This is a genomic window from Streptomyces sp. NPDC045678, from assembly GCF_056432085.1.
In genome coordinates, this window is the sequence record NZ_JBWKJS010000003.1 from 607,813 (window position 1) to 625,977 (window position 18,165).

An 18,165-nucleotide genomic window follows, 5' to 3' on the forward strand; every position below is an offset into this window, starting at 1 on the left:
GGGGCCTTCCTATCACCTTCGTCTCCGTGGGGTGGCGATGAGCGGGGGAGTTGCTCCGCCGCTCTACGCCGTGCACGCAGATCTTAGGTGTGCTCACGTCCTGGCCGCAGCTCCCACGAGCCCACCTCGGTGTAATAGCGGCCGAAGTGCTGCAACCAGGCCGCGAGGGTCTCCGTTGTCCTCCGGGCCTGGTCTTCCGGGTCTCCTGTCCGTTCCACGATGGCCTTCTCGAGCTCGATGTTGCTGAGGCGCTCGCCGACGAGCAGCTTGTGGAGTTCTGGGATGGCGTGCAGCCGAGCTTCGACCGCCGATTTGAAGTCGTGCTCCGCCAAACCTGCCGGGACATCGAGCAGGGCAAGGTCCTGGATGATGCCGGCCTCAACCGGCGAGGTGAATCGCGTTCGCCCGCTGTAGAGCGCAAACACGTTCTCCGGGCGCCTCGTCTCCGGGTACCAAAGGGGGGCGGGTTCACCCTCGGCCGGGGGCGCGATGCGTTCCTCCTTGAGAAGTTCTGCTTGCTGCCGGACGAGGGCGGCCACCACAGGTGTGGCCGCTGTCGAGCGGGACTCGATCAGACTGAGAACGCGCTGCACTTCGGGATGGGTGACGGGCGCATCCAGCAAGAGCTCCACGTTGGCGTTGGGGACTCGGCCGGTGGCCTTGCCGGTCAGGTTCGCGGATCCGACCAGGCATCGGTCGTCGGCGACGTAGATCTTGGCATGCAGCGACGGGCAGAGAGTGATCTGCACGCGCTCGTCCCGCTCCGCCGCCTCGACGATCTCGGGGTCGGAGACTCCGGCGGCTACTTCCGCCGGAGTCCAGCGCGTGACGCATCCGATCTTCTCCACCGAGGTCGGCACCGAGGCGAGGGTCTCCTCGAAGACGGCCTTTTTGATGAAGGGCGCCACGAGGATCACTCGCGTGGTGGCGCCCTTCATCAGGTGGGCTATCTGCTGCCAGACGTGGTCCGGCTGCGTCACTCGTCATCGCTCCCGTCTTCGATGAAGTCGCGGGCGTAGCGGCCCCAGTCGCGCCGGGCGTCCGAGATCCTGGCGCGGTCCCGCTTGTTGGGGATCTCGTCCTCCATGCGGGCCCAGGAGAAGACGAGGAGTTTGAAGGTGTCGGAGGCGCGGGCCAGGCGTTGGCGGAGTTCGGTCTCGCTCGCGTCTTCGGGCACATCTTCAAGGACGGTCATCAGCTCGCTGTGCAGCGGGTGTTCGGTGTTGAAGATCACCTGGAGCATGCCGGCCATGAGGTCGATGTTGAAGAACGCCGTGGAGTCCTGCGGGCTGGAGATCCAGCGGACACGCCAGTCTTTCTCCAGCGCCTCGTCGACCATGGACTGGGCGGTGTCCTCGTCGAGGTGATGCCGCTCGGTGAGCGCCGCGAACTGCTCCTGGCGCTTGTCGTTCTCGGTGGCTTCCTCTGCCAGCCGGTCGGTCGTTCCCGTGTGGCCGTCCTCCTGCCGGCGCTTGACCGCGTCCGTGGCCTTGGACGTGACGACGTCATCGTGACGCTTATTGCCCCCCCGGCCCATCCTGCGCTGCTTCAGCTTCCGCCGCATTTTGGGCAGGAGGTTCTTCTCCAGATAGAGCGCGAGATCGATCAGGGGCAGGCGCGGGTCGCCGAATTCGGCGATGCGGTCCTTGAACGCCTTGGGCGTCTCGTCCCCCTCGGCCTCGGCCGTCCAGTCGAAGTGGGCGAGAGACGAGAAGACCGTGGCGGTCTGCTTGTTGTTCGTGACGCCGAAGATGTCGTCGAGCTCCGGGGGGAACTCCACCTCGATGCCCCACCAACGCTCGACGGGGTCGTACCCGATGGCCCACTTGGAATCGAGGTCGAGTTCGCGCCCTTGCCGGACCAGGGAAATCCCGATGTTCCGTCGAGCATGCTGTCCCCACGGGTGGAAACCGGCGTCGCGGTTGGGGTTCGCGTTGTCGGGCCACGGATGACCTTCGACGTCGGCGCGGCGGGCCTCGGGCCGGGCGATGGAGGCCCGCACCTTCACGTTGTGCTTCGTCCCGTCGACCGTGATCGGGAAGTAGGCGACCCCGGGTTCCTTCTCGTTGCCCATGTCGAAGGGCTCGAACATGGGCTTGTTCCCGAACGGGGGCGGCGTCCCGGTTGAGTCCATGAGGTACAGGGGGTCGTTGGGCTCGGCGAAGTACGCCCCGTTGTCTCCTTCGAGGACCTTTCCTTCGCGGACTGGCGCCATCTTGATCTCCACCCTGCCGTCGTGGAGGTAGTGCCGGTACACACGGCCGATCAGCTCGGCAGTGTTCCGCAGGGTGGCGCCGGCTCCGTGCCATTTGACCCGGTCAAGGTCCGACCAGACCACGAGGGTGCCGGTGGTGCCCAGCGGTGCCTCGCTGAGGTCGCTCCAGTACTCCGGCACGGGGCGGTGTACGGGACTGGGGACGTCGTCGAGTCCGCCGTTGATCTCCTCAAGATCGAGGTAGGTGTACATGGCGTTCGGGGCGCCATTGGTCCAGGACCAGACCTCGACCTTGGTGCACTGGGACATGCTGGAGTTGGGCAAGCCCATGCCGAAGCGCCCGATGCGGTTGCGGTCGCCCCCGAGGCCGTCGCCGTACTTCAGGGCACGCCGCAGGAGTTCGGCGTCCATGCCCTTGCCGTTGTCGAGGACAGCTATGGTGTCCACCCGGTGCCTCGTCTGGGTGGCGCCCTGCACCGGGCTCTCACAGGCGAAGACCTGTACCAGCGTGGCTTCGGCGTCGATGCTGTTGTCGATCAGCTCGGCAAGCGCGTAGGCGGTGTTCTTGTAACCGCTGTCACGCATGGCCTTGACAGTCAGCGAAGGGCTGACGATCCGGTATTTGCTTTCCTCGCCGGTCACGCGGTCTCCCATACGTCTTCCCAGTTGGTGAATGCCTCGGCCACGTCTCCGAACCCGGGGAGTTCCGGGTCGACGACGGTGACGATCTCGCAGGTGGCGGTTCCGCCGGCCTTGGGCCCGCGGATGACGCGGCCGACCATCTGGCTGTACAGGACCAGTGACTTGGTCGGTCGGGCGATGACGGCAGCACTGGCCGCCGGGGCATCGAAGCCTGTGGTCAGGACCCCGAAGTTGCACAAAATCATGGGGCGTCGGCCGGCGCCCTTGAAGCGTCTGATGGCGTCGTTGCGGTGCCGGGGAGAAGACTCGCCGGTGACGAAGTCGGCATCGAGGCCGAGCGCCGACAGGACAGCGGCGATCAGGCGGCAATGGTCAACGGAGGCCGCAAAAACCAGGATCCTGCGGTGCTGGCGTTCCAGTAGCTCCAGCACGGTCTGGACGACCTTGAGGTTCCACTGCTCGTCGCTGGCCAGCGACGCGATGATGTCCGACGGGATGTCGAAGGACTTCGCGAGCAGCTGCTGATCGCGCGCGGACAGATGCAGGCCGGCTTCGGAGGCGACGGTCTTCATGATGGGCTTGGCCAGGTAGCCCTGTTCGATGAGGGCGGTTACCGGGTTGCTGTATCCGTCGATCTGCAGCATGACCTTCTGGCGGGCGAAGAAGTCTGACAGCCGCTCATCTTGCGTGACGTCTGCCCAGGTCCGGCCGGGGGTGGCCGTCAGGCCCAGCAAGCTGGCATCGGGGCGGATGGTGAGGGCGTCCACCACTCGCTGGTAGGTCGGCGCGATGATCTGATGAGCCTCGTCGAAGACTGTGAGGGTGCTGCGCGATGCGAGTTTGCGGAGAAGCTCCGGATCGCTCTTGTCCGCGGAGACGGCCTTCTCCAGCCCGAGGATGACAAGGCCGTCCGTCAGCGCCTCCACATCGGTGGGCGCCTCACCCCACATCCGGACGACCGCAATCGGACGGTCGCCGAGCTTGGACCACGCGCGCTCGAACTCCGCAGCCGCCTGCTCCAGCAGTTCCTGCCCACGCGCCAGCCAGACCACGAGCGTGGGCTCGTGCTGCCGCAGATGGTCGGCGATCAGGTTCATTCCGGTGCGGGTCTTGCCCACGCCTGTCGGCAGGTGAAGGACAACCCGCCGCGGCCCGTCGTACAGCAACTCCTTCACGCGTGCGGCTGCGCGCCGTTGGTGGGGGAACAACCCGTATTCGGGTTCGGAGTCTTGCCGAAAGAGCGGGGACAGCGCGGGTGCCCTGTCGACGCTGAAGCCGAAGAACTCCAGCAGCTCCCGCTGTTGCTCACTCGCCCACTTCAGACCGTTCAGGTAGACCAGGGCATCGGTGCCCGCGCCGTCCGCCCCAAGACGTTGGGCAAGCTCTGTCTGCTTGTCGGCGGGCAGGAGCCGCAGCAGCTCCTCGCGGTCCGTCTGATTGGACACGAGCTTCTCGGCGTCCACCGCCACGGCAGCGACTGCTCGGAGCCGCTCATCGCCGGCGCTTCCGCCGTCGATGAGGTCGAGCAGAGCGCACATGTGCTTGCCGAGCCGCTCGCGGATGTACGGCATGGGAGCGCTGTCCAGCACGGCTTGGAAGGACAGGCCGGGCGACCACGCTGTCATCGATTCACCACCCCTGCGGAACAGGGGAGATTTCCCCCGATGTCTGAATGTCCGTCAACTTGCGGAGCCCCCGCCTCAGTTCTGTGCATGCAGAGCTGCCCGCAACTCTGAGTCGCCCCAAAGTTACAGTGCCCGATCACCATAAACCCACGCACTGACACTCGGATCTCGGCGATTGATATTCACAGCTCAGGGGCGCTGATGAGGTGCGGTCGGCCCCTTAGAGGATCCCGTGCCGCCTCTGCGCCGATGTCCTTTCCCGATATCGGTTGCAGGCGCCCAAGCAATGGGGAACATTAGTTCGAGTTACAGTTTGCGCTCCGGGTTGAGTGTCGGTTTCGCTGACTGATCGATCTCGATCGCTACGATCGCGACTCACTCCTGGTGCCGCCCCCGGTGCGCACGTCCGGGTTCCACCAGGAGTAGATTGTGTGCGGTGCTGAGCGAGACGAGGTGGGGCATGAGGGATGAGTCTGATGGGCCGGTTTCGGCATATCTCGACTACAATGCGACGGCGCCAATTCGGCCCGAAGCGTTGGCGGCCGTTGTGGATGCCCTGCAGGCCGTCGGTAACGCGTCGAGCGTGCATCACCCCGGCCGGGATGCCGCCTATCGCGTAGAGGTCGCTCGTCGGCACCTTGCTGACCTGCTGAACTGCTCGCCCGGGGAGATCATCTTCACGTCAGGGGCAACCGAAGCGAACAATCTCGCGCTGCGCGCGGCTCATCGCCGCGGTGCCCGGATTGTGACGGGTAGTGCAGAGCACCCTGCGGTGCTGGAGACATCCCGGGATCTGGCCCAAAACGAGCCGGGATCGCTGACCGTCTTGCCGATGCGGGCGGACGGCCTGGTGGAAACCGTGGCCCTGGAGGAAGAGCTCGGCCGGGGCGATGTCGGTCTCGTCTCCCTGATGGCCGCCAATAATGAAACCGGCGTTCTCACCGACCTCACGCCGGTCGTCAAGGCGGCGCATGCCGCAGGCGCGCTGGTCCACACGGACGCCACACAGATGATCGGCCGGCTGACCCTGGACCTTTCCGAAGTGGACGTCGATCTTCTGTCCCTGTCTGCCCACAAGTTCGGCGGCCCTCAAGGCGTCGGTGCACTGTTCGTACGACGCGGTACACCGCTGCCGTTCAGGCCGCTGATCACCGGTGGCGGGCAGGAGAAGGGGTGGAGGGCCGGCACCCTCAACGTGCCCGGGATCGCCGGTGCCGGAGCTGCCGCTGCGGCCGTCAGCCGTGACCTTGCCGACGACGTCGCCCGCGTGACCCAACTGCGCGATCAGCTCGAACACATGGTGACCACGGCTGTGGACGGATGCCGTATCAACGGGCAGCAAGCCCCCCGCCTGCCCGGTGTGGCGAGCATCACGTTTGCAGGTGCCCCGGCTGACGCAGTCATGGCCGCCATGCCGCGCATAGCCGCATCCGACGGAAGCGCCTGCGCCTCGGGAGCCCCAACCCCCAGCCATGTCCTGCTCGCTATGGGGCTGAGCCGGGAGGAAGCGGAGTGCACTGTGCGCTTCTCGCTCGGCTACGCCACAACCGCAGACGAGATCGCCGTAGCCGCCGAGGCGGTGGTCCGCGCGGTCCACCAGGTGCGCGCCGCCATGGCAGCGACAGCCGGCGCGGCTGCTCACTGACTTCAGCAGTTCCCTTATCTCTTCTTGTATTGAGAGGCCCTCGTATGGCAGACAGTAGGCTCGCGGAAGCCGCACATTCCAGCTTCGCGCGCCATGAGACCTTCGCCCCCCGCTTCGGCTGGCTGCATAAGGCGTACATGCAGGTCAAGGAGAATCCGGCAGCTTTCCTCGCTGAAGATGCTCCGGTCCTGCTCGGCGTGGGTAAGAACATGGTCCATGCCATGCGGTACTGGTCAAAGGCGTTCAAGCTCACCCGTGAGCACGCCGACCCGGCGGGTAAGACGAAGGCCCAGTACGCCTCACCTACTTGGGAAGCGCGATGGCTGCTCGACGAGAAGGATGGCGCCGATCCCTACCTTGAGGAACCCGGCAGCCTGTGGCTGTTGCACTGGTGGCTCGTGTCGTCGCGGCCGGGCGCCAAATGCTGGGCCCCCGCGTGGTACACGGCGTTTCACCTTGCTCCGTTCTCTCGCTTCACCGTCGCGGATATGACGCAGGTCGTGACGCGGCATGTCAACTTCTCCTTCAGTGATGGACCGGTGGAGGCGTCGATCACCCGGGATGTCGAGTGCCTGACCAAGATGTATGCGCGCACGCCTGTCGAACAGAGCGGTTCCCGCGCCACCTATGAAGACCTCTTGGCCTGCCCTTTCCGTGAGCTGGACTTGCTGACCTCCGTGGGCACCCGAGGCAAGCAGGAGTGGCAGTTCACCACTGGCACGCGCACCTCTCTCCCGGCCCACGTCCTGGTCTATGCGTGCCTCGACTACGCAGCCCGCGACACCCAGGGTCCCGGCTCCATCTCCCTAGCGCGGCTTGCCAACGAGCCCGGAGCGCCCGGCCGGGCCTTCCGGGTCCGCGAGCCTGAGATCGTCGCCGCCCTGGACAAGGTCGCCGGGGGTCGCCCGGAACTCAACAGGGTGGACGCCGTCGGCCAGCGGACCATGTCCTTCTCCAGCGATCCGCGGGCGCTCGCCTGGGACATTCTCGACGAGCAGTACGACCACGTCACCCGGCGCCCCGACTTTCCCACTCGGGACGAATGGAGCGCGCAGTACCCGCAGTTGGCCGAAGCAGAGGAGGCTGAGAAGGCCGAGAAGGCTGAGAAGGCTGAACGCAAGCCCCAGGACCACCAGCAGCAGTTCACGACTCAGGAGAACGCGTGACCACCGCAGCTCCCACGCGGACCTCCCGCACCCCCCAGGACGAGGCAACCCCTCAGTTCCCGTCCGGAATCGAACTGGTCGGCTCCCAGATGCGGTCGACCAACCTCGAACGCGACGTCGAGGACGAACTGCACGGACCGTATGTCGGCGCGAAGGCAGTTGACGTACTGGAGCGCATCGTCAACGCGGTCAGCGATCTGCGGCGTCCCCGCGCGTGGTCCTTCACCGGACCCTACGGCTCCGGGAAGTCCACGCTGGCTAACCTGATCGAAGCGCTTCTCGGCCGCGACGAGGACCGCCGCGACGAGGCTCACCGGATCCTTGCGGACACCAGCCCAGCCCTCGCCGAGCGTCTCGCCACGGCTCGGGCTGAGCGGACGGGAACCGGGTTCCTCGGAGCCGTGGCCACCGCGCGGCGTGAACCGCTGGTCGCAACTGTGACCCGTGCGCTGGAGACCGCGGCAAGGCGCCGCTGGGGCAAGCGCATCCCGAAGAACATCGCCGCAGTACTCGCGGCCTGCGAAGACCCGACGACGACTGGGCCGAAGACGAAGCAGGTCATGGCCGCCATCAAGGCCCTGACCGACAATCAGCAGCCGCTCCTGCTGATCATCGACGAGTTCGGCAAGACCCTCGAACACCTTGCCGGACACAACGAATTCTCCGGCGCCGAGCACGATCTTTTCCTCCTGCAGGAGCTCGCCGAGCACAGCGCCGGGCCCAACGGCCTGCCCGTCTTCCTGGTCACCCTGCAGCACCTGTCATTCATGGACTACGCGTCACGGTCCAGTGAGCTCAAAATCCGCGAATGGGCAAAGATCCAGGGCCGCTTCGAGGACGTCACCTTCGTCCCGCACCACGGCGACTCCCTGCAGCTCCTGCGCCGGCGTCTCGACCACTCCGCGGTCGACGCAGCGGGTCAGGACCTTATCCGCGCGTCGGCCCAGGCATCAGCCCTCGCGTGGAAGAACCACGGTCTGAACGTCCTTACCGAGCTGTCCAGCGACGACTTCGCTGGCCTCTACCCGTTGCACCCACTGACGGCGATCGCTGCGCCGATCCTGGCGGCGCAAATCGGTCAGCACGACCGCAGCCTGTCGGGCTTCCTCAACAGCGGAGAGCCCAACACTGTCCGCGACTCGCTGGCCGCACACTCCCAGCCGGATGCCGAACTCGCCAGCACAGTGCAGCTGCCACAGCTGTACGACTACTTCCTCAACTCCGGCCGGACCTCGCTGCTCGCGGCCTCCAACGCCGGCCGCTGGATCGAAGTCGACGCGCGCATCAAGGAAGCCAACGGACTGCCCGACGCTGACCAGGCGCTGCTGAAGACCATCGGCGTTCTGAACCTCATCGACGCCGACGGCGCGCTCAGCGCTACCAGCGAGATGATCCACCTCGCGCTCCACGACCCCACCGATCTGACCGACGCGGGCGCTTTCGCCCGCCTTGAGGAGCAGCTCGCCGACCTCGTCCGCCGCGGCTTCCTCGTCCACCGGGAGTTCAGCGGTGAGTATCGCGTCTGGCAGGGCACAGACTTCGACATCGACGCCCGCCTGAAGGAGATCATCAGTCACCTGGACGATGCCTCCATCGTCCAGCGCCTTGGCGCACAGCTCCCCAGCGCCGTGGTCGCCGGCCGCCACAGCCAGGTCACCGGGATGATGCGGGTGTTCCTCACCGCCGTCAGCGGCCCAGAGACCCGCGAAATCCAGGCGCCGGACGAGCTGAAGGACCCGGCCGACGGCCTCCTCGTCTTCCACCTCGGCCCCCGGGACCAGCTGCCCACCGTCAATTCGGCGCTGCCGGTGATTCTCGGAACAACCACCCACCCCGACGTGGTACTCAGCTCCGCCACGCACCTCATCGCCCTGAAAGAGCTGCTCGAAGACAAGGAACTCGATCACGTCGCCCGGCGCGAGGTCACCGACCGCGCCGTCCAGGCGGAGGCCGAGCTGCGGGAGGTCATCCAGGCGGCCTTTTACCCGCCGACCCAGGACGCCACCTGGGACTTGTGGAACGCCGGACTCGCCCCGGGGGCGGACCCCGACAGCTCGAGCCTGCCGGCCCGCAGCCTCAGCGGCCTGGTCTCCCTCGCCTGCGAGAGCGTCTACCCGCACACCCCGCACATTCGCAACGAGATGCTCGGACGGCACTCACTCACCAGCAACGCCGCCCGTGCCCGCAGCGATGTGCTGGACGCGATGCTCACCCGCTCCGGCGAGCAGTACCTGGGCTTCGACGCGACGGCCGGAAGATACGGTCCGGAGCGAGCCATCTACAGCGGCGCGCTGGCCTACCTTGGCCTGCACCGGGCCAACGGCACAATCCAGGCAGAGAATTCCCCCAACAGCCTGCTGCCGTACGGCTTCTCCGCTCCAGGCGAGGGCCACGAGCACGCTCAGCCCGTCTGGGAGGCGCTGCAGGAGGCGCTGGACGCAGCAACCCGGCGTACCAGCCTTGACCACATCATCCGGGTCCTGATGAGCCCGCCCTACGGGGTGAAGGCCGGTGTCTGGCCGCTGCTGGTCGTCACCGCCCTAGTGATCCGCCGGCACGATGTCGCCCTCTTCGAAGAGGGCTCCTACTTGCCTCGGCTGACGCCGGACGTCGTCGACCGCATCCTCGCCGCCCCCGCCCGTTTCGACGTGAAGTACACGCCGGTCGGACAGGGGCAGCGCGCCAGCGTGATCAAGAAGCTCCTGGTGTCTTTGAAGGTCGAACCACCACGCTCACAGGCACTGCGTAACCCAGATCTGCTGTCCGTAGCCAGGGCGTTGCTCGAACGCGTCATGGTTTTGAACAGCTACGGCCGCAAGACCAAGCGCATCTCTCCGGATGCACTCGCCGTGCGCAATGCCCTGGCAAATTCCCAGGATCCGGACGACCTGCTCTTCCGGGCTCTGCCTAAGGCGCTGGGCCTCACCCCCATCGAAGCCGGCACCCGCGCCAACGCGGCAGCCGCCGCCGAGTACGCCGACAGGCTGACCGCAGCGGCAGACGAGATTACCGGAATCGAACGCACGCTGCGGGAAGAAGTGGTCGCGGTTCTCGCCGAAGAGTTCCGTCTGCCCGCGACGCTTCCCGAGCTGCGGTCGACACTCGCCGCGCGGCTGAGCGGCTTCGCCACGGTGTCACTGAACCCGGAGCTGAGGGGCTTCGTCGACTTCGTGCTCAGCGAAAGCCTCGCTGACGAGGACTGGCTCGACCCGATCGTCGTCCGCCTCACCAACAAGGCCCTCGGAGACTGGGACGACCGGGACGCAGGCATGTTCCCTCGCCTTGCACGCGAGATGTCCGCATCCCTCGACCGCGTCGCCCACCTCTACCAGGACAGCAGCGAGACCCGCGAGCAGGAAGTAAATCTGGAGACGCGGCTGTTGACCTTGACGGACAAGACAGGAGCGGAACGACGGACGCTGATCTACGTGCCGGAACAGTCCCGCGGCCAGGCCGACCAGCTCGCGGCCGACGTACTGCAGCAGGCTGAGCAGGCCCTCGGAGCCGACGGCGCACGGATCCTGCTCGCCGCTCTTGCACAACGCGTTGCCGATGGGCCGGCTGTCACAGCAACTGAAACGAAGGAGCGGCCATGACGGATCCAGTCACCCAGGAGAAGGTTCGCCACGTCCTAGGTATCTCAGGCGGCAAGGACTCGTCGGCGCTCGCCATCTACATGCGCGATCGCGTGCCGGACATGGAGTACTTCTTCTGCGACACCGGTGCTGAACTCCCAGAGACGTACGAGTACCTCAACCGGCTGGAAGCAGCCCTTGGTAAGCCCATCGAGCGACTCAACGCCGACCGGGACTTCGATCATTGGATGGAGGTCTACCAGGGCACCCTGCCCAGCCCGCAGATGCGCTGGTGCACCAAAAATCTGAAGATCAAGCCGCTGGAGGAATGGGTCGGCGACGACAAGGTCATCTCATACGTCGCGATCCGGGCCGACGAGAACCGCCTCGGCTACGTCAGCACCAAACCGAACATCGATGCCGTCTTCCCCTTCCGCGAGGACGGCATCGACAAGGACGGCGTGATGCGCATCCTCGACGAAGCTGGCATCGGACTCCCCGGCTACTACGAGTGGCGCACGCGCTCGGGCTGCTACTTCTGCTTCTTCCAGCGCAAGCACGAGTGGGTCGGCCTCAAGGAGCGTCACCCCGACCTGTACGACAAGGCAGTGGAGTACGAGGACAAGGTCCGGTTCCGCCACACCGCCATGAAGGGCCGCAACTACACCTGGTCACAGGGCGAGTCGCTACCAGAGCTCATAGAGCGCAAGGATGAGATCGAGGCCAAGCACCAGGCAGCTCTGGACCGCGCGGCCAAGCGCGTCAAGCCCAACCGGCCCCTCCTGGAGGTGCTCTCGGACGCGCTCGACTCCGACGACGACGAGGCCGGCTGCTCCGTCTGCCACCTCTGACGTAGGCCGAAGCCCTGGCTCAAATACGTGGGCCCGCCTCGCGAAGGATGCCCTTCGCGAGGCGGGCCTTTGCGTCTGCCGTGGGAGAACACCAGGCGATCCTGGACATTGGCTGGGGCACAGCATCGGCAGTGCCTTGTACAGGACCGACTCCTGTACTGGGCCAAGACTCGCGGTCCGGGTAAGTTGCCCTGATCACCGGCGGGATGTCAGACCAGCCTGAGACACTGACTACGCACGCGAGGTAGGTAGCGACGGGAAGAGGTCTCGGGACAGACATGACGTCGAGTCAGGCTGGGGAATCACACGTGAGCTTCACCGAAGTACCGATCAATCCTGGGCGAATCCTCCGGGCCATCGCGCGCATTGGCTACACGCCAGAGAGTGCCATCTGCGACATTGTTGATAACTCGGTGGGTGCGAATGCTCGGCGCATCGCCATCAAGCTGGAACGCGAACCGGACATGTCCGAAGCTCGCAGGAATAGTGCAGCTCGCTACATCATCGCTGATGATGGTGATGGCATGGACCGAGATCGCCTAATCGAAGCTCTGGCCCTGGGAGCAGACGGGGAATACGGATCTGGAAGCCTTGGCAAATATGGACTCGGCTTGAAAAGTGCGGGACTGTCCCAAGGTGACCGGATCGAGGTGGTCAGTGCACGCGAGGGGGGCTCATGGAACAAGGTGACCCTTGACCTTCCGCATGTGGAGGAGACTGGCAGGCTGGAGTGCCTGTTGGCGGAACCGGATTCCACCGATCTCGATAGAGTGAATGAGCTTCTTCCTGGCGCTGCGCATGGCACAGTGGTCAGTATTGAGAAAATTCATAAGCGTAATCATCCAAGTATCCGTAAGACTCGCGACGCTCTTGGGCGGAACCTTGGTGTGACCTACTTCTACTTCCTCCAGCCTAACGGCGGAGATCTTGAGATTCTACTGGATGGTGATCCGGTAGCTCCCTTCGACCCCCTGTTCGTAGACGAAGCCGACGCGGCGGGAAATCTCGATGATGCCGCGTGGGACGGTCGCGATGTTCGATGGCTCGAGCGCCCGACGCCAATCATTCTTGACGCAGAGAATCAGGTGGAAGCAATAATCGAAGCCACGCAGCTGGTCCATCCGCCAGCGTTCGGCAATTCCGCCGAGATTCGGAACAGGTACATGATAGGCGCGGGTCACTACGGCTTCTATGTCTACCGAAACAAGCGGCTAATCCGTAGGGCGGAACGATTCAACGGTCTCATTCCGACCGATCAGGATTTTTTCGCGTTTCGCGGTAGGATTTTGATCGATGACTCGGCTGATGACGCCTTTAATATCGATGTGAAAAAATCGGAAATACTCCTCAGCGAGGAAGCTGAGGACGCTCTCAGTGAGGCCATCTACGAAGCAAGGCGCCTGAGTAGGAGCGGGTGGAAGAATGCGGCGAAGATTCTTCGTGCCGCCGCAAACCAGGACCCCAATAGAAAAGCTGCGGAAGCGCTGATCGAGGTGGATTTTCCGGAATTCTTGCCTACGGATCCGGATGACGCGGCATCAGAGGACGAGCGGGCTAAGCGTGCAGAGAAGGAGTCTGCTCGACACCCGCTTAGCGACGAAGAGCGAGACAAGGCCCGCAAGGAGGGTGCGCGGGTCACATTCGTTGATCAATTGGATGACAATGCTCTGTGGGAGCGCTCGCGTGATGCCACCTTGGGGACGGTGGTGCGGATCAATCGGTCCCATCGCTTCATGAGAATGTTTGATGAGCGGTTCGGCGAGGACGCTGATGTTGTGCTGCTCGTCCAGGCGCTCTTCCTTAGTCTGGCCTCGGCGGAGAGTGGAACCGTCCGCAACAAGCAGGAACTCTCTGACGAAGTCATCGAGGACGTCTTCGTGACCTACAGAAATCAGGCTTCAGCTGCTGTGTACAAGGTCACAGCAGAGGCCCTTGAGAAGCGTTTTGCGTAGGACGAAACTGAATGCAGGTGTTGAGAGAGGACGAGACCTGGGGCGCCGCGATTGTGGGAAGCCCCAGTCTGTGTCGTGCGCGGGCATACATATACTGCGGATATTCAAGTAAGGTGGGTGCTGCTTATGTAGGCATGACAGTCGGGCGTAATGGAATTTTTGGCCGCTGGGGTGATCACCTTGGGCGTGCCCTTGAAAAGTCCTCCTTTCAGCGGCGACTGCATGAATTCGATGATTCCGCATGGGATCGCATCGACGATCTAGTGATCTTCTGGGCTGATATGGGGGAGGCGGATGAGTTTCTTACCTTGGAAACCAGTCACCGCGAAGGCGTGGAGTATCTTGTCCAGCGGGAGTTGCGCTTTCTCTTGGGTAGAGGGAGGCCTTCCTTGCGTATGATCAGCAAGGTTCGTTCAAACCGCACCGTGCAGCTCCCTCTGGTTCGGGCTGCAGCAGATCAAGTTATCGCCCACTTCAGAACCCACTTCGACGCGCTGCAGTGAAGCGTGGTTGGAGGTCATGTTCGCCCGTTGTTTCATTCCGGTATGCGGCTTTGATCTGGTGATTTGGGGTTGCGCTAGGAGGCGATGGATCAGCCGGTGAGGCAGAGGGCCGTGAAGAGTAGTGGATGACTCAACCGCCTTGCTGGACTGGTACTGCAGGCTTTTCAAACGAAGACTGTGTGTAACCCGGCCGCCGGCCTGGAGGATGCGATCTGCCTGACGTCTGCTCCTGCTGCATCGGACGGTCAAGGTTTGCCCTGAACAGGCTTCAGTTACGGCATCGAGTTTCGCACTGCGCTTACCAGGGATGTAGCACGCACGTCGCCGCCTCCGCCGATGATGTTGTTCATTGCGTAACCGAAAGCGATGCCATGTTCCGGGTCGGCGAAGCCGAGTGAGCCTCCTCGCCCAGTGTGGCCAAAGGTCCTCGGGCCAGTCATGGGGGGCCTCGGTGGGCAGCATGTATCCCGAGCTGAATCGGCTCGGGATCAGCATCACTTGGTCCTTCCCGCCAGCCTGCTCTTTGGATGCCGCCTCTAGGGTGTTCGGTGTAATCAGGCGTACCCCGTCCACCTCGCCGATCAGCGCGGCGTACATGCGCGCCAATGAGTGGGCGGTGCCGATGCCGTTGGAGGCCGGGAGTTCCGCGGTCTGCACTTTGAGCGAGTCGAAGTCGATGCTGGGACTGCTCGCGGACCTGCCGCGGAAGAACTGCTGGACCATCGCCGAAGGGGCCGGGGAGGCGACCCCCGACGCCATGCAGCACCTGCTGAGCCGCGCCAAGTACGACGCCGATGCTGTGCGTGACGACCTACGCGTCTACGTGGTCGAGCACTTGCACGACGAGCAGGCAGTACTCGTGGTCGACGAGACCGGCGACGTGAAGAAGGGCAGCCACACCGTCGGCGTCCAGCGCCAGTACACCGGTACCGTGGGCCGGATCGAGCGCTCCCAGGTCGCTCCGCTGGGTCACCCTCGCCATGCTCGCCCATCCCTTCTTGGCCGTCGTCCGCGCCGACGAGCCGCGACTCCGTCCCGGGCCTGACGACCTGATACCGCTGACGTGCACCGAAATCCAGCGACTCTTCATAGCTCTCGTCGCCGGACCCGTCCACGACGCCGGCCATTGGCTTCACTGGTCCCGCTGGAGGCGTCGTCATCAAGCCCGTTCCCAGCTCAGCCACTACAAACGCCAAGCGGCGACCCAAGCATGATCGTGATCTACAGCTGGAGTATTAGGCCGAGATCCGGGAGAAGGCGCTCAGCACACGTGCGAGCCCTGCTTATGGCTTCGCGTGCAGCAAGGTCGCTACGTTCATCGCCACTGATCTTGCGTCCCCGCCCTGCCCGCAGTCGTATGCTCACGGGCGTGACGACGGTCGGGTGCGCGTACGAGTTAGCGGAAGCACTGCTGGGTGAAAGCCTGCCACGGCGGTGGGCGCATACGCAGGGAGTGGCGTCCTGCGCTAGAAGGCTGGCGCCCGTCATAGGAGGCAGGGCTGAAGACCTGGAGGCGGGGGCTGTGTTGCACGACATCGGCTACGCACCGCCCCTAGTCGATACCGGCTTCCACCCGCTCGACGGTGCGCGCCACCTGCGGACGCTCGACGCCGTCGAAGATCGAGTTGTCCGCCTGGTGGCGAACCACTCCTTCGCCCTCCTGGAGGCCGAAGAGCGCGGACTTCGGCCCGAGCTGGCCGACGAGTTCCCCTTGCTCGATGACCAGTTGCTCGTGGATGCGCTGGTGTACTGCGACATGACGACGACGCCGGACGGCGGCTGTACGACGTCCGAGGAGCGAGTCGGCGAGATCCTGGGCCGCTACGGCGCGGACAGCATCGTCGGGCGGTTCATCCGCCGGGCCGCGCCTGAGATCCACGCCAGTGTCGGGCGGGTGCGGGCCTTGGCGGATGAAGCGGGCCTCGTGCTCTGAACCGCTATCCGAGGTAGGGGTAGGTACCGGCCAGAAAGTGGCCGATCTGTTCGTGCATGCTCGGGTGGATGTCGAGGGCGCCTAGGTCATCGGGGCGTATCCAACGCACCCCGTCAGCCTCCTCGTTGACCGTAGGTGCGCCGCCGACGGGACGCCCGATGTACGCGACCTCGAACTGCTGGCGGATCTCTCCGTCGGTGTACGCGACGATGTGCGACGGGTTCGAGTAGACGCCGAGGAATCCGGTGACCTCCGCGACGATGCCGGTCTCCTCCTCGCATTCGCGTACCGCGCACTGGGCGGGGCTCTCGCCGATGTCCTGGGCGCCTCCGGGCAGGGCCCATTGGCCGGTGTCACGGCGTCGCTGCAGGAGGATTTCCCCGTCGTCGTTCACGACGAGCAGGTTGCTGGCGGGGATCAGGGTGTTGGCCTTGGGGGCCTTGGGGTCGTAGTAGTACTCAGTCCTGCCCACTGCGGTGGTGCTCCTGCCTGTCGGGCGCCCAGGGGCGCGCTGTCTTCCAGACCGCTTCGAAGCTCTCGTCGTACCGGTCGAACCATTCTGCGTTGGCGGTGCGGCGGAGCTGGAAGAGCGGATTCGCGCTGGCCGGCTGGCCCCAGATGTGGGTGTTGACCAGAAGGTGGTCGTCGTAGCGGAAGAGGGAGTTGTACAGCGTCGTGTCGTGCAGGCGTACCTCGCATCCCGGGTGGCCGACGAGAGTGCGGTAGTAGGTGAGCGAAGCCCTGACCTTGGCGGCCAGGGTGTCGCCGATACCTTCCTCGTGGCCGCGGATGCGTACCGCTTCTCCTGCCGGATCGCCGAAGCACAGCCGCACACGCACGCCGGCCTGCGCACGTTCCTGGAGCATGCGAGCGATGTGAGGGTTGCTCTGTGCGAAGAAGGTGCCGGAGAAGACCAGGACGTCGATCTGCTTCATGGCCCCTAGCAGCAGGGAGATCCATACATCGCGGGGGACGCTCGCGCGGTTTGGGAACGTGTCCGCGATCTCGGACTGCGCGGCACCTAAGCGAGACGTCTTCTCGCCTGCCTCGGGCCACAGGTATGTCTCATCCACCCGCAACAGGTTGGCGACGGCCCAGCGGTGTCGACGGTGGGGGACCCGGCCGCTGACCCAGCGGCTGGCCGTCTTGGGGTCGACGGAGCAGGCTTCGGCCACCTCATCCACGGTGAGGCTGCGTTGCACGAGTGCGGAACGAAGTCGCTCATTCACTCAGGTAAGCCAACCGGACCGCACTGCCTGCGGCAAGAGCATCTTCCGACATCACCGGGGGAAAGGCGGAAGCTGTACATCTGCCTACGCTGGTGGTGTGCCACTTATCGTGCTTTGGGACATCGACCACACGCTCATCGAAAACTCGGGCGTCAGCAAGGAGATCTACGCGGCGGCTTTCGCGACGGCCGCCGGCCGCACGCCTGACCGCCCTGCCCGTACGGAAGGGCGGACGGACCGCTTGATCCTCGCCGACATGTTCCGGGATCACGGGTTGGAGCCACCAGCCTGGGAGCGGATCGCGCTCGCCCTGGAGGCCGCGGGCGCGAGGCGCGAAGCGGAGCTCTCGGCGCGCGGCGCTGCTCTTCCCGGGGTGCGGGAGGCACTCGCGGCAGTGGCTGCGGAACCGGACATGATCTCCTCGGTGCTCACAGGAAATATTGCCGCCAACGCCCGTGTGAAGCTGCGCGCCTTTGGGCTCGATGTGCTCCTGGACATGGAGTGCGGTGCTTACGGAGAACACTCAGAGGATCGTGCCGCCCTCGTCAAGGTGGCACGAGAGCACATTCAGCAGACCCATGGCCTTCCGCACGACACGCCCGTCGTGCTGATCGGTGACACCCCTCGCGACGTCCAGGCTGCCCTCGACTCCGAGGCTCATGTCGTCGCCGTGGCGTCTGGCATCCACAGCGTCGACGAGCTGCGGGCCGCCGGGGCAGCGGTGGTTCTCTCTGATCTGCGGGGTGTCGCCGCTCTGGTGAGTCATCTGCGCTCGCTGGCCGAGGGCAGCGACTGAAAACGTCCCAGGACGTCCCCGAGAGGTCCCAGG

At 64.8% G+C, this 18,165-nt stretch carries 13 protein-coding genes and 2 pseudogenes; 9 read left to right on the forward strand and 6 right to left on the reverse strand.

The features are described 5' to 3' along the window. Nucleotides 1-83: 83 nt before the first annotated feature. The 3 genes from AC07DO_RS13775 to AC07DO_RS13785 are packed head-to-tail and all read right to left on the reverse strand — an operon-like array spanning nt 84 to nt 4,482. A complete protein-coding gene (locus tag AC07DO_RS13775) occupies nt 84-980 on the reverse strand; it encodes a phospholipase D family protein (protein ID WP_479059402.1) in 897 nt (298 codons plus the stop codon). Continuing rightward, a complete protein-coding gene (locus tag AC07DO_RS13780; protein WP_479059404.1) occupies nt 977-2,857 on the reverse strand; it encodes an ATP-binding protein in 1,881 nt (626 codons plus the stop codon). The genes AC07DO_RS13775 and AC07DO_RS13780 overlap by 4 nt, the downstream gene beginning before the upstream one ends. After that, a complete protein-coding gene (locus AC07DO_RS13785; RefSeq protein WP_479059406.1) occupies nt 2,854-4,482 on the reverse strand; it encodes a DEAD/DEAH box helicase in 1,629 nt (542 codons plus the stop codon). Before AC07DO_RS13785 ends, AC07DO_RS13780 begins: the two co-directional genes overlap by 4 nt. 436 nt (nt 4,483-4,918) lie before the next feature. Here AC07DO_RS13785 and AC07DO_RS13790 point away from each other — a divergent pair, with 436 nt between their 5' ends. The 6 genes from AC07DO_RS13790 (at nt 4,919) to AC07DO_RS13815 (ending at nt 14,174) form a co-directional block, all read left to right on the forward strand. After that, nucleotides 4,919-6,127, forward strand: coding sequence for a cysteine desulfurase family protein (locus AC07DO_RS13790; RefSeq protein WP_471321540.1), 1,209 nt, complete (start codon nt 4,919-4,921; stop codon nt 6,125-6,127). 44 nt (nt 6,128-6,171) lie between these two features. After that, complete coding sequence (locus AC07DO_RS13795; RefSeq protein WP_479059408.1) at nt 6,172-7,293, forward strand: DUF4007 family protein; 1,122 nt, start codon at nt 6,172-6,174, stop codon at nt 7,291-7,293. Further along, nucleotides 7,290-10,889, forward strand: coding sequence for an ATP-binding protein (locus AC07DO_RS13800; RefSeq protein WP_479059410.1), 3,600 nt, complete (start codon nt 7,290-7,292; stop codon nt 10,887-10,889). Before AC07DO_RS13795 ends, AC07DO_RS13800 begins: the two co-directional genes overlap by 4 nt. After that, nucleotides 10,886-11,719, forward strand: coding sequence for a phosphoadenosine phosphosulfate reductase family protein (locus AC07DO_RS13805; protein ID WP_435272030.1), 834 nt, complete (start codon nt 10,886-10,888; stop codon nt 11,717-11,719). The genes AC07DO_RS13800 and AC07DO_RS13805 overlap by 4 nt, the downstream gene beginning before the upstream one ends. A 308-nt stretch (nt 11,720-12,027) precedes the next feature. Next, nucleotides 12,028-13,671 carry an ATP-binding protein gene (locus AC07DO_RS13810; protein WP_479059412.1) on the forward strand — a complete coding sequence of 548 codons (1,644 nt, stop codon included), beginning with the start codon at nt 12,028-12,030 and terminating at the stop codon, nt 13,669-13,671. Between the two features lie 113 nt (nt 13,672-13,784). After that, the gene (locus AC07DO_RS13815) at nt 13,785-14,174 is read left to right on the forward strand and encodes a hypothetical protein (protein WP_479059414.1); all 390 of its coding nucleotides are present in this window, start codon (nt 13,785-13,787) and stop codon (nt 14,172-14,174) included. 272 nt (nt 14,175-14,446) lie between these two features. Here the strand turns inward: AC07DO_RS13815 and AC07DO_RS13820 are convergent. Next, nucleotides 14,447-14,855: pseudogene (locus tag AC07DO_RS13820) on the reverse strand (serine hydrolase domain-containing protein); the annotation flags it as partial. Here AC07DO_RS13820 and AC07DO_RS13825 point away from each other — a divergent pair. Both AC07DO_RS13825 and AC07DO_RS13830 read left to right on the forward strand, forming a co-directional pair. Continuing rightward, nucleotides 14,797-15,132, forward strand: a pseudogene (locus AC07DO_RS13825) (transposase); the annotation flags it as partial. The pseudogenes AC07DO_RS13820 and AC07DO_RS13825 overlap by 59 nt on opposite strands. 399 nt (nt 15,133-15,531) lie before the next feature. After that, a complete protein-coding gene (locus AC07DO_RS13830) occupies nt 15,532-16,107 on the forward strand; it encodes an HD domain-containing protein (protein WP_479059416.1) in 576 nt (191 codons plus the stop codon). A 4-nt stretch (nt 16,108-16,111) separates the two neighbouring features. Here the strand turns inward: AC07DO_RS13830 and AC07DO_RS13835 are convergent, their stop codons facing one another. Beyond that, a complete protein-coding gene (locus AC07DO_RS13835) occupies nt 16,112-16,579 on the reverse strand; it encodes an NUDIX hydrolase (protein ID WP_479059417.1) in 468 nt (155 codons plus the stop codon). Next, a complete protein-coding gene (locus AC07DO_RS13840) occupies nt 16,566-17,336 on the reverse strand; it encodes an XRE family transcriptional regulator (protein ID WP_471321560.1) in 771 nt (256 codons plus the stop codon). Before AC07DO_RS13840 ends, AC07DO_RS13835 begins: the two co-directional genes overlap by 14 nt. 97 nt (nt 17,337-17,433) lie before the next feature. Between AC07DO_RS13840 and AC07DO_RS13845 the strand changes: the two genes are divergently transcribed. Further along, complete coding sequence (locus AC07DO_RS13845) at nt 17,434-18,132, forward strand: haloacid dehalogenase-like hydrolase (RefSeq protein WP_479059420.1); 699 nt, start codon at nt 17,434-17,436, stop codon at nt 18,130-18,132. Nucleotides 18,133-18,165: the final 33 nt, after the last annotated feature.